Genomic DNA, 11909 nt, shown 5'->3' with positions numbered 1-11909 from the left:
CACCCGCGGGTCCCGGATCGCAAGGTCCCGGGACCCGCGGTTTTCGCGTGTACCCGGGGACTTTCGCGTGTGCCCGGCTTCAGGAGGGGCGGCAGGACACGGTCGAGATCTCGTCACCTATCACTGCCATGCCCAGGCGTACGGACTGGCCGAGCAGCCGCTGCGCCGCCTGGAGCCGCCTGGCCAGGCGCCGTGACAGCGCGTTGCTGAGGCAGGGCCGCAGCCGCATGCCGTTCAGCACGGCGACCTCGGTCACGCCGCCCGCGGCCAGGGTGACCATCCGCTCCTTGACCGCCACCTGACGGCTGAGCAGCCGCAGGCCCGTGTCGAAGACGAAGACGTCGGCCGGCTCGCACTCCTTGGCCAGGTTCTCCCCCAGCCCCCACGTCGCGCGCACGATGATGTCGCTGTCCGCGCGGGCGGTGTCGGCGGGGTACACCCGGGCGAAGCTCTCCGCGGCCACCAGGTCCTGGATCAGCACGGCCCTCCTGCCGAGGCCGCCGATGGCGTGCACGGGCAGGCCGGGCGCCCAGCCGCGGGACGGCATCGGCCATGCGAGCAGCTCCGTCACGGCGGAGGACAGCGCCTCGTGCCCGCGGATGTTGAGGAAGGCCTGCGGCCGCATGCGCGTCATGCCGGGGGGCGGAGAGGGCCGTACCGCGACCGCGAGGCCGTCACCCTGTTCGGGCCGGCTCAGCTCCCAGTAGGCCGCCGCGGCGGCGCTCAGCACCGCGTCACGGTCCGGCGCGGGCAGGTCAAGGTACGACAGCGCGGTCACGCTGAATCCCCGGGGGACTCCGAAGGCATGGCCGAGCCGGCTCAGGTACGCCGCTTTCTCCCCGACGAGTTCGACGCTGCGGCTCTGCGGCTCCTGAGACCAATAGAGCTGAAAGTCCCGGCGGAAGCCGGAAGTACCCTCGTCACCCACGTGAGCTTCATCTCCACGAGCGTAAATCACGATGAACGGGCAGCGCCGGCGTTCATCATCGGAGCCGCGGTTCATCACCGGATACGTGACTGGATTTATCTGGCTCCTTACTCGACGACAGGACGCACGGCTCGGTGAAGAGCCTGAATTAAGCCTACCCATTCTGGGATTCCGTCGAATACTCGGCGCGCAGCGACGCCGGGTACGACCGGGGGAGTAGCCCGGCGCCGGCCTACTCCCTTTGGACGACTCCGGCACGGAGAGTAGCGGCGGCGACACGGTGATCCGGAGCACGGGTCGCGAGCTGCGATTACGGCCGTGATCGCCCCATTCGGGCCACCGAAACGTCCTGACTTTCGTCCTGACCAAATCAGTTGATCAACATCAGAATGTTAACAGCGACCTTGCCTAATGGGTGAGAGTCGCAGGTCATGAAAGGTCCAGATGCGTTCGAGAACGCCTCGTGCGCTTCCCCAGCCATTCATGTGCAGAGATATAGACAAACGAGTAGTGACACTCGAACACGGCTGGACGATACTGGCTCCGAGCGAGGTCACAGCGGCAATAAGGGGCTGGCAAGTCAGGCAGCAACGCAACATCATCAGATTAGGGAGCAGCCATGCTGCGATTCGGCATCCTAGGCACGCTAGAGGTGAGCAATGGAGAAGGAGATTGCACCCCGACCGCACCGAAGCTCCGTGAAGTCCTTTCGCTGCTGCTCGTCCAGCCCAATCGGGTCGTCCCCACCGAGATTTTGCTAGAGGAATTGTGGCGGGGCAAACTGCCCCGCAGCGCGGTGGCCACCCTGCAGACATACGTCTACCAGCTCAGGAAAATCCTGAGCTACGGCCCCTCGGCGGACGACTGCGAACTGCTGGTGACCCGGCCACCGGGTTACATGATCCGGCTGGATCCGGACCATCTCGACGCGACGCTGTTCGAGAAGCTCGTGGAGGAAGGACAGGCGGCACTCGCCCTCGACGACGCCCGGACCGCCAGCCGGCTGCTGCACCAGGCTCTCGCGCTGTGGCGGGAGCGCGCACTGGCCGACGTCGAGCCGGGGCCGCGTCTCGCCGCACATCTGGCCTGGCTGGAGGAGAGCCACCTGTCCGCGCTCGAGTTGCGTATCGAGGCCGATATGCGCCTGGGCAAACATCGCCAGCTGGTTGGCGAACTGCGGGCACTCGCCGCGGCTCATCCCCTGCACGAGTGGTACCACCTGCAGCTGATGGTCTCGCTCCACCGCTCGGGCCGGCGGGCCGACGCGCTCGACGTCTACCAACGCCTGCGGAAGGTGATCCGCGCCGAGATCGGCCTTGAACCCTCGGCCGAGCTGCGTCATGCGCAGCAGGTGATCCTCGAAGGGTCTGCTGCAGACGTCCTCATGCGGACGTAATGGCCGGCAGAACCCTGAGGCGTTTCCACCGAGGCGCACCCGTGGCAACGGGTGCGCCTCTCGTTTTCCCACCCGGTTCCTTCGCCCGTCCCGCCCTCCTCGCATCCCGTCTTCTTCGCGCCCTGCTCCTTCACACCCCAGTGCGGGAGGTGGCGGCGGTGGGGGTCCTAACGGCTCTCGATCGGGGCTCGACGTCTCCTCGCGACCATGGACCCGCCCGTACGGCGATCCGGCGATGGGAGGCCGCCCGTGCCCAGTAAGGCGACACCGAGATACCAGTTCCCGTTCCGGGGAGCCGCGCTGACCGATCCACCCCCCGAGTTCGCGCAGCTCCGCCAGGAGGAGCCCGTGGCGCTGGTGGAGCTGCCCACCGGCGACCACGCGTGGCTGGTCACCGGCTACCACGAGGTCCGCCAGGTGCTGTCGGACCACCGTTTCAGCAGGGCCGCGGCGGCCAGGCCCGGGGCGCCGCGGCTGCGGCCCGTGCCGCCCGACTCGACCTCGATCCTCTCGCTCGACCCGCCCGAGCACACCCGGCTCAGGTCCCTCGTCGCGTACGCGTTCACCGCGCGCCGGATCGCCGCCATGCGACCGCGCATCCAGGAGCTGACCGACGCGCTGCTCGACGAGCTGGTGGCCAAGGGCGCCCCCGGCGACCTGGCGCAGGGGTTCGCGGTGCCGCTCGCCATGGCGGTGATCTGCGAGATCCTCGGCGTGCCGGAGGAGGACCGGGAGCGGTTCAGGCAGTCGGCCGACATCGCGCTAAGCCTGGTGCCGGCCGACGCCGACAGGCTCGTCGCGGCCAGGGCCACGCTGCACGACTACCTGGCCTCTCTGGTGGCGGCCAAGCGGCACGAGTTCCGCGGGGACGTGCTGAGCGTGCTCGCCTCCGACCACGACGGCGAGCGCCTGACGTACGAGGAGCTGCTCACCTTCGGGGCGACGCTGCTGACGGCCGGCTACCACACCGTGGCCGCCGCCCTCATCAACGGCACGCTGGTCCTGCTCCTCCGCCCGGACGAGCTGGCCCGCCTGCGTGAGCGCCCGCAGCTGATCACGACGGCGGTCGAGGAGCTGCTGCGCTTCACCCCGGGCGCCGTCAGCGGCGGGACGATCCGGGTCGCCACCGAGGACGTCGAGCTGGGAGGCGTGACGATCCGCCAGGGTGAGGCCGTCATCCCCTCGACCACCTCCGCCAACCGGGACGGCTGCGCCTTCGCCGACCCCGACAGCCTGGTCCTCGACCGGCCCTTCGGCCGCGGCGACGTCTCCCACGTCGCCTTCGGCCACGGCTTCCACCACTGTCTCGGCGCGAACCTCGCCCGGCTGGAGATGCGCCTGGCCATCGGCTCGCTGGTGCGTCGCCTGCCCGGGCTGAGCCTCGCCGTGCCGGTGGAGGAGCTGACCTGGAACCCCAACACGATGATCCGAACTCTGTCCGCGATGCCGGTGACCTGGCAGCGCGGGGAAACCGAGGAGTGAGACGAGCGATGACCATCGAGCTCCCCGCCGCCGGGCGGGTCACCGGCAGCCGCATACTCGGGCTGGGCGTCTACCGGCCCGCGAGCGTCGTCACGAACGCGGAGATCGCCGAGCGCGTGGGCCGTACGGAGAAGTGGATCGAGTCCCGCTCCGGCGTCAGGGAGCGCCGCTTCGCCGGGCCCGGCGAGTCGCTGCCCATGATGTCCGCCGCCGCCGCGGAGAAGGCGCTGGCCGCGGCCGGGGTCGATCCGGCGCGGGTCGGCTGCGTGCTGACCGCGACCACGACGCACCTCACCCAGATGCCGTCGCTGGCCTCGGAGGTGGCCCACCGGATCGGCGCCGGGCGGGCCGCCGCGTTCGACGTCTCCGCCGCCTGCGCGGGCTTCTCGTACGCGCTGGCCCTCGCCAGCGACATGGTACGGGCCGGCAGCGCCGAGTACGTGCTGATGATCGGTGCCGAGCGGGTGTCCGACATCCTCGACCACGAGGACCCCAGCACCGCCTTCCTGTTCGCCGACGGCGCCGGGGCGGTCGTGGTGGGGCCTTCGGACCGGCCGGGCATCGGCCCCGTGGTGTGGGGCTCGGACGGCTCGCGCGCCGGTGCCGTCGGCATGAGCGGCTTCTGGGTGCCCGAGCTGCAGCGGCAGCCGGACCTCAAGTGGCCGGTCCTGACGATGTCGGGCTGGCGCGTCTATCGCTGGGCGACCGCCGAGCTCATCCCGATCGCCGCGCGGGCCATCGAGCGGGCCGGCCTCACACCCGCCGATCTCGACGCGTTCATCCCGCACCAGGCGAACAAGCTCATCACCGACGCCATCGCCGAGGGGCTCGGCCTCGGCGAGGACATCACGGTCGCGTACGACATCGAGCGGAGCGGCAACACCTCCGCCGCCTCCATCCCGCTGGCCATGGACGCGCTGCTGAGCACGAACGCGGTCCGCAGCGGCGACCTCGCGCTGCTCATCGGATTCGGCTCGGGACTGGTTTACGCGGCGCAGGTCGTGGAATTGCCGTGAATCATTTCGACGGCCCCGGATCTGCGCTCTAGCGGGCGACGACCTGCCGCCTATGTCGGAAAGTTAACGTCTTTGTCAGAAGCCCACCGCATCACGCATTCCTGTCGGCTGTGAAATGGCCGGGCGGAGAAGAGGAGTCCAATGTTGACGAAAAACCAGCGGGCCGTCGTCAGGTCCACGGCCCTCATCGTGGCGATTCCGCTGACCGGTTGCGCCGGCGCGGCGCAGTCGTCCACCGCCGCGCAGCCTCCTGCCCAGGCGGCGGCCCCGGCCCAGGCGGCCCCCGCCCAGGCGCCGGCCACCGCGGCGCAGGAGCCGCCGCGCAACGGTGCCGCGAACACGACCACCGACAAGAACCTCAAGCAGTTCGAGTGGTTCGCGGGCAGCTGGACCTGCAAGTCCGAGAACACCCCGCCCATGGGCAAGCCGTACACCAGCACGCTGAAGGCCACGGGCGCCTATGAGCTGAGCGGCCGGTGGTTCGTGTGGAACAGCCAGGAGCAGCCCGGGCCGCAGGTGGAGAACCCGGTCGCGTTCAAGGGGGTCTGGGGGTACGACACCACTAACAAGCGGGTGGTGACCAATCACTTCGACAGCACGGGTATCAGGGCGCTGCAGTTCGGCGCCGGGTGGAAGGGCAACGTGCTGGACCTCACCGACGGCGAGCTCTTCCTCCAGAACAGCCCGCCCATCCCGTTCCGGGAGATCTTCACCAGGCTCGGGCCCGACAGATTCACCGACGACATGCTCTTCAAGCTCGACGGGAAATGGCAGCGGATCATCATCGCCGACTGCACCCGCGACAAGTAGCATGACAAATTCCCGGCCCCATTGGAAAGGGGCCGGGAATTTCTCTTGCCGTGCTTTCTGACAGGCCGAGTCAGGGGTAGCAATCCGGCGAGACGGGGAGGCCGGCCCACTGCATCGGGTCGTGGCCGTAGATCACCAGGGCGTCCTCGCGGGCCGCGAGGGTGGCCAGCTTGCGGGTGCTCGCCCGGGTCTCGGCCTCGTCCAGGTCGAACGGGAGGATCGGGCGCTCGTCGGGGTCGGTGGCGATGCCCATGGGGATGGCGTCGCCGGCCAGGAGCACGGCGCCCGTCTCCGGGAGGCGTACGAGCACCGACTGGTGGCCCGGCACGTGGCCGCCCGACTCGATCAGCTCGATCCCCGGCAGCAGCCGGACGTCGCCCTCGACCTGCCGGTAACGCAGGCCGGGCAGGTCCCAGTGCTTGCGCGCCTCCACCAGCCGCTCGATCCGCCCGGAGCGGGCGGCCTCCAGATGCGCGCGCTGGACGACGAACTCGGCGGCGGGGAACTTGTCGTGGTTGCCGGCGTGGTCGGGGTCGAGGTGCGTGCAGATCACCACGTGGATGTCCGCCGGGGTCAGGCCCAGCTCGGCGAGCCTGGCGACGACGTCGTCCTCCGGCCTCACCTCGATCGGGACGTCGCCGCCCGCCGGGGCCGCCCGGTAGCCGGTGTCGACCAGGACGTTCCTGCCGTCGTGGAGCCGGATCAGGTAGCCCGGCACGGGAGCCTCGATGCCGCGGATCGTGCCGAGCCGCAGCAGGTACAGGCGCATCGCGGTCATCGTCGTTCCCCCGCGGCTCGTGGCCGGTCCAGCAGGGCGCGCAGGGCGGTCTCCAGCGCCGCCTCGGGATCGGGTGAAGGACGGTCGCTCCGCCAGGCCACGAAACCGTCCGGGCGGACGAGCGTGGCGGTGCCCGCGCCCCCGTACACGGCGGCGCACCGGTCGTCGGGATCGGTCAGCTCGACGCCCAGGCGGTACACCGGCACCTCCAGCCCGAGCCGGGCCGCGACCGGCGCCATGGCGGGCGCCCAGGGCCCGGCCGAGCCGGTGACCATGGTCCATGACCGGCCGAACAGGTCGATCGTCGAGATCCGCCGCCCCGCCAGGGACACCCGCGCGTGCGGCGCCCGCGTCCCGGGCCGCCCGTCGCAGTCCTCGGCCCACGGCGAGCGGTGCTCCTCGGCCCCCGCGAAAGCCCCGCCAACCCGGCCGGCAGCGGCACCCGCGGTGGCAGTGATGGCGGTGGCAGTGATGGCGGTGGCGGTGCTGGCGGTGGCGGTGCTGGCGGTGGCGGGTTGGTGGGGCTGAGTGACGGCCGTGGCGTCCGACACGGCCGATGAACGGTAGAGCTGGCGGAAGTGGACCGTGTGATCGGGCTCGATCCCTTCGGCGGCCTCCGACTCCTCGCCCATCATCGCCGGCCGGTCCTTCGACCGGAGCACCGCCTGCTCCACCGTCGCCACCGCCACCGGCCGCCGCTCGGCCTCGTAGCTGTCCAGCAGGCCGGGCCCGGCCTGGCCGCGTGCCACCATGGCGAGCTTCCACGCCAGGTTCTGGGCGTCCTGGATGCCGGTGTTGGAGCCGAGGGCCCCCGAGGGGGGCATGACGTGCGCGGCGTCGCCGACGAGGAAGACCCGGTCTCGCCGGTAGGAGTCCGCGGTCAGCCCGGCCGCCTCCCACGGCAGCACGCTCTTGATCTTCACGTCCAGGCCGGGCAGCCCCGCGGCGGCCCGTACGAGCTCGGCGCACCGCTCCTCGGGGAAGTCGTCGGGGCTCTGCCCGCTCTCCGGGTCGTACATGACGTGCAGGAGCCAGTTGACCGCGTTGTCGACCGGCACGAGCGCGCCCATGAGGTGCGAGTTCACGACGTAGGACAGGATGAACCGGCGCTCCCCCAGCGCCTCGCGCAGGTCGGCGTGGAAGTGGATGTTGAGGTAGTGGGCGAGCGTGCCCGCCCCGGTACGGCCGATGCCGAGCGCCTGCCGCACCCGGCTCCCGCCGCCGTCGGCAGCCACCAGGTAATCGGCCTCGATCTCGTAGACCTCGTCCGTGGCCGCCTCGCGCACGACCGCGCGCACGCCGTCGCCGTCCTGAGATGGCGTCCAATGCTCGAGGGCCGTGCCGAAGCGGGCGTCGGCGCCGAGCTCGACGGCCCGCTCCAGCAGGATCGGCTCCAGCTCGTCCTGGTCGCACAAGCACCAGCCGGCCGGGCTGATGTGCTCCAGGCTGACAAGGGGATCGACGAAGTAGGGGGCGTGCATCTCGCCGTACTCCTGGCCGGCCAGCGTCTCCATCGCCCTGATGCCGCTGTTGGCGGCCAGCGCCCGGGCGGAGTCGGCGGCGCGTACCCGGTCGTCGACGCCGAGGGCGGCCAGCAGCTCCATCGTGCGCGCGTTGACGCCGCGCGCCCGCGGGTGGGTCGAGGTGCCCGGCCGCCGCTCGATCAGCACCGAAGCCAGCCCGTACGCGGCCAGAAAAGCGGCCGTGGAAATGCCCGCGACACCACCGCCGACGACCAGGACCGGGGTTTTTTCTTTTCGCAATCCCAGCAATTTCGCCTCCATCACAAGAATTCCCTGCTGGCCAGGCTAGTTAGCGCGTTTCCCGGCGTCCAGCGCACGGAGACGGCCCACCAGTGACCTTCTTGGCGGCCACGAGCGCGTCTCTAGCGGTCGTCCAAGGCGAACCTGGAAGATGGCCGGAAAATGATATGAGCGAGGTTATTCAATGGGACTTCTCAGCGGTAAACAAATCCTGGTCACGGGAGTTCTCACCGAATCGTCGATCGCGTTCCACGTCGCGCGGCTGGCCCAGCGGGAAGGCGCCGCGGTGGTGGTCACCGGCTACGGCAGGCTCGGCCTCGTGGAGCGCATCGCGGCCCGCCTGCCGCAGCCCGCGCCGGTGCTGGAGCTGGACGTCACCGACAGCGCGCACCTCGACTCCCTGGCGGACCGCATCCGCCCGCACGCCGACCGGCTGGACGGGGTGCTGCACTCGATCGGGTTCGCGCCGCGGACCGCGCTCGGCGGCGACTTCCTGACCACCCCGTGGGAGGACGTGGCCACGGCCGTCCAGGTCTCCACGTACTCGCTGAAGGCGCTGGCCATGGCGGCCGCCCCGCTGATGGAGGACGGCGGCTCGATCGTGGGCCTCGACTTCGACGCCTCCGTGGCCTGGCCGGGCTACGACTGGATGGGCGTGGCCAAGGCCGGGCTGGAGTCGTGCTCGCGCTACCTGGCCGGCTACCTCGGGCCGCGCGGCATCAGGGTGAACCTGGTGTGCGCCGGCCCGCTGCGCACGATCGCCGCCAAGGGCATCCCCGGCTTCGGGGACTTCGAGAGCACGTGGAAGTCCAGGGCGCCGCTCGGCTGGGACAGCTCGGACCCCGAACCCGTGGCCCGGACGTGCCTGGCGCTGATGTCCGGCTGGCTCCCGTCCACGACCGGCGAGATCGTGCACGCCGACGGTGGCCTGCACGCGATCGGCGGGTGACCGGCCGTGGACGCCTATCCCGAGCCCGGGCGGATCCTCGTCGTCGTCCCGACGTACAACGAGCGGGAGAACGTGGAGAGCGTCGTCGGCCGGGTACGCGCCGCCGTGCCCGGGGCGGACGTGCTCGTGGCGGACGACGCCAGCCCCGACGGCACCGGCGACCTCGCCGACGCGCTCGCCCGCCGCGACCCGCAGGTGCACGTCCTGCACCGCCCGGGGAAGGCGGGCCTGGGCGCGGCCTACATCCACGGCTTCACGTGGGGGCTCGACCGGGCCTACGACGTGCTGGTGGAGATGGACGCCGACGGCTCGCACCGCCCGGAGGAGCTGCCCGCCCTGCTGGCGGCCCTGCGGACGGCCGACCTCGTCATCGGCTCGCGCTGGGTGCCGGGCGGGCGGGTGGTGAACTGGCCGAGGTCCCGCGAGCTGCTGTCGCGGGCCGGCAACGCGTACACGCGGGCCGTGCTCCGCCTGCCCGTGCGGGACGCCACCGGCGGGTACCGGGCCTACCGCGCGACGACGCTGAAGGAGATCGGCCTCGACGACGTGGAGTCGCAGGGCTACTGCTTCCAGGTCGACCTGACCCTCAGGACGGTACGCGCGGGCCTGCGCGTGACGGAGGTGCCGATCACCTTCGTGGAGCGCACCCGAGGCGCCAGCAAGATGAGCCGCGCCATCGTCGTCGAGGCGCTCCTGCGCGTCACCGCATGGGCCCTTTCCTACTCCCGGAAGACTATGTGACCCCTCGGGCTACTACCAATGGCGCACGAAACGAACTCCGACCGGCAGATGCCCCCCGACCTGCGAATTCTTACGGTTAAGGGGGCGACAAATGCACAATCTGGAGGAAGCAATGGACACGAACACCCGGCGGCGTTCGCTGCTCAGCCGTCCGCGTTTCTGGGTCGGCGCCGTCATCGCACTGGCCGGCCTGCTGTTCAATCTGGGCGTTCTCTTCGTCCCGATCGGCGAGATCATCAAGAACCCGAAGTTCGTCCCGATGCCCGAGGTCCTCATCGGGTGGTGGCTGATGATCGTCGGCATCCCCCTCATGCTGCCCTGGCCCACCCGCCGTGGCCGCGGCAACTGACGCCCCCGCAGGACGTACCGAAGCAGCACGGACCGGGGGGACAAGGACGACATCATGAGACGAGAGACCCGCCGAACGGTACTCCGCTGGATGACCGGAATCGGTGTCGTGACGGTAGCGCCCATCGGCGGCTTCGCCGGCTGGTTGTGGGTGGACGCCTCCCGTGGCAACGGGGGCCATCTGTCCTTCTCGGCCCCCTTGCGTATCCCGCCCCTGCTCGCCCCGGCCCCGGGATCGGGCAGGACGACCAAGCAGTTCAGGCTGAACCTGCAGGAAGGCGTCTCCGAGCTGATCCCGGGCCGGCGCACCCCCACGTGGGGGGCCAACGGCAGCTATCTCGGCCCCACGATCCGGGTCAACCGGGGAGACCGCGTGCACATGCACGTCACCAACCGGCTCCGGCAGACGACGACCCTCCACTGGCACGGCATGCACCTGCCCGCCCAGATGGACGGCGGGCCGCACCAGCTCATCGCGCCCGGCCGCACGTGGTCTCCGCAGTGGACCATCGAGCAGCCGGCGACCACGCTGTGGTACCACCCGCACCTGCACTCCCTCACCGCGGAGCACGTGTACCGGGGCATCGCCGGCCTGTTCCTCATCGACGACGGCGACACCCGGCTGCCGCACACGTACGGCGTCGACGACGTCCCGCTGATCATCCAGGACAAGAACTTCAACGACGACGGCACGCTCAGCACCGAAGGCATCAAGTTCGGCGGGATCAACGTGACGGGCCTGCTCGGCGACCGGATCCTGATCAACGGCACCTACGACCCGTTCTTCAGGGTGACGACCACGCTGGCCCGCTTCCGGCTGCTGAACGGCTCCAACGCCCGGGTCTACGACATCGGGTTCGCCGACGGCAGGAACTTCCAGCTCGTCGGCACCGACGGCGGGCTGCTGCCGGCCCCGCTGGCGCTCAAGCGCCTGATGCTCTCACCCGGCGAGCGGGCGGAGATCGTGGTCGCGTTCAAGCCCGGCGAGAAGGTCGTGCTCCGCAGCTTCGCTCCCGACCTGCAGTCGAACTTCCTGTTCGAGCAACTCGCGGGCGGCGGCGACGAGATGGACCTGCTGCGGTTCGTGGCGGCGCCGCAGCTGCGGCCGTCGCCTCCGCTGCCGTCGGCGCTGGCCACCGTCCCGCCGATCCGCCCGGCGGCGAACGCCCCGGTGACCCGGATGGTGATGGGCGACTTCACCTTCAACGACAAGACCATGGACATGAAGCGGGTCGACCACGTCGCCACGGCGAGCTCGGTGGGTGTCTGGGAAGTCAAGAACGACCAGGACATCCCACACAACTTCCACATGCACGGCGTGACGTTCCAGGTGCTCGACCTCGACCGCCGGACGCCGCCCCCGCACATGCGCGGCAACAAGGACACGGTGATCGTGCCGCCCGGCAGCACGGTCCGGCTCGGGGTCAGCTATCTGCGGTATTCCGACCCGATCAGGCCGTACATGTTCCACTGCCACATCCTGGCCCACGAGGATTCCGGGATGATGGGCCAGTTCCTCACCGTGTCCCCCGCCGACCGGGTGCGGGTGCCCAAGTCGCTCCCCCACAACCACGGGTGACCCGGCTGGCCGTAGATCGTCTGTCACGCTACGGTGGAGGCCGGAGCCGCTCAGGCTACGGTGGAGGCCGGAGCCGCTCAGGCTACGGTGGAGGCCGGAGTCCGCTCGCCAGTGACGCC

General features: G+C 70.4%; 11 protein-coding genes. 8 read left to right on the top strand and 3 right to left on the bottom strand.

Annotation, left to right across the window (positions count from 1 at the left end):
* Nucleotides 1–79 precede the first annotated feature (79 nt).
* On the bottom strand, nucleotides 80–778 hold the full coding sequence (locus tag AB0J69_RS28650) for a PEP/pyruvate-binding domain-containing protein (protein ID WP_364123223.1): 699 nt from the start codon (nucleotides 776–778) through the stop codon (nucleotides 80–82).
* Between the two features lie 769 nt (nucleotides 779–1547).
* On the opposite strand from AB0J69_RS28650, the gene AB0J69_RS28645 reads away from it, so the two are divergent.
* The 4 genes from AB0J69_RS28645 to AB0J69_RS28630 all read left to right on the top strand — a co-directional run bounded on the left by AB0J69_RS28645 (nucleotide 1548) and on the right by AB0J69_RS28630 (nucleotide 5632).
* Nucleotides 1548–2324 carry an AfsR/SARP family transcriptional regulator gene (locus tag AB0J69_RS28645; RefSeq protein ID WP_364123221.1) on the top strand — a complete coding sequence of 259 codons (777 nt, stop codon included), beginning with the start codon at nucleotides 1548–1550 and terminating at the stop codon, nucleotides 2322–2324.
* Between the two features lie 249 nt (nucleotides 2325–2573).
* Entirely contained in the window at nucleotides 2574–3806 is a 1233-nt protein-coding gene (locus AB0J69_RS28640; protein ID WP_364123219.1) for a cytochrome P450, read from the top strand.
* Nucleotides 3807–3814: 8 nt separating this feature from the next.
* Entirely contained in the window at nucleotides 3815–4822 is a 1008-nt protein-coding gene (locus AB0J69_RS28635) for a beta-ketoacyl-ACP synthase 3 (protein ID WP_364123217.1), read from the top strand.
* 141 nt (nucleotides 4823–4963) lie between these two features.
* Complete coding sequence (locus tag AB0J69_RS28630; protein WP_364123215.1) at nucleotides 4964–5632, top strand: hypothetical protein; 669 nt, start codon at nucleotides 4964–4966, stop codon at nucleotides 5630–5632.
* Nucleotides 5633–5702: 70 nt separating this feature from the next.
* Here the strand turns inward: AB0J69_RS28630 and AB0J69_RS28625 are convergent, their stop codons facing one another.
* Nucleotides 5703–6410 carry an N-acyl homoserine lactonase family protein gene (locus AB0J69_RS28625; protein WP_364123213.1) on the bottom strand — a complete coding sequence of 236 codons (708 nt, stop codon included), beginning with the start codon at nucleotides 6408–6410 and terminating at the stop codon, nucleotides 5703–5705.
* The gene (locus tag AB0J69_RS28620) at nucleotides 6407–8182 is read right to left on the bottom strand and encodes an FAD-dependent monooxygenase (protein WP_364123211.1); all 1776 of its coding nucleotides are present in this window, start codon (nucleotides 8180–8182) and stop codon (nucleotides 6407–6409) included. The genes AB0J69_RS28625 and AB0J69_RS28620 overlap by 4 nt, the downstream gene beginning before the upstream one ends.
* Nucleotides 8183–8357: 175 nt before the next feature.
* Here AB0J69_RS28620 and fabI point away from each other — a divergent pair, with 175 nt between their 5' ends.
* The 4 genes from fabI to AB0J69_RS28600 all read left to right on the top strand — a co-directional run bounded on the left by fabI (nucleotide 8358) and on the right by AB0J69_RS28600 (nucleotide 11790).
* Nucleotides 8358–9122, top strand: coding sequence for an enoyl-ACP reductase FabI (gene fabI, locus AB0J69_RS28615; protein WP_364123209.1), 765 nt, complete (start codon nucleotides 8358–8360; stop codon nucleotides 9120–9122).
* Nucleotides 9123–9128: 6 nt separating this feature from the next.
* Nucleotides 9129–9863, top strand: coding sequence for a polyprenol monophosphomannose synthase (locus AB0J69_RS28610; protein ID WP_364123207.1), 735 nt, complete (start codon nucleotides 9129–9131; stop codon nucleotides 9861–9863).
* A gap of 112 nt (nucleotides 9864–9975) precedes the next feature.
* Nucleotides 9976–10212: a hypothetical protein gene (locus AB0J69_RS28605; protein WP_364123205.1), complete on the top strand. Its 237-nt coding sequence runs from the start codon at nucleotides 9976–9978 to the stop codon at nucleotides 10210–10212.
* 90 nt (nucleotides 10213–10302) lie between these two features.
* Nucleotides 10303–11790 (top strand): multicopper oxidase domain-containing protein, encoded by a 1488-nt coding sequence (locus tag AB0J69_RS28600; RefSeq protein WP_364123203.1) that lies wholly within the window; start codon nucleotides 10303–10305, stop codon nucleotides 11788–11790.
* The last annotated feature ends 119 nt before the right edge of the window (nucleotides 11791–11909 follow it).

The organism is Nonomuraea sp. NPDC049709, from assembly GCF_040674815.1.
Classification (GTDB): domain Bacteria; phylum Actinomycetota; class Actinomycetes; order Streptosporangiales; family Streptosporangiaceae; genus Nonomuraea.
The sequence above is the reverse complement of the archived record's forward strand: the minus strand, read 5'-3'. Positions and strand labels throughout refer to the sequence as shown.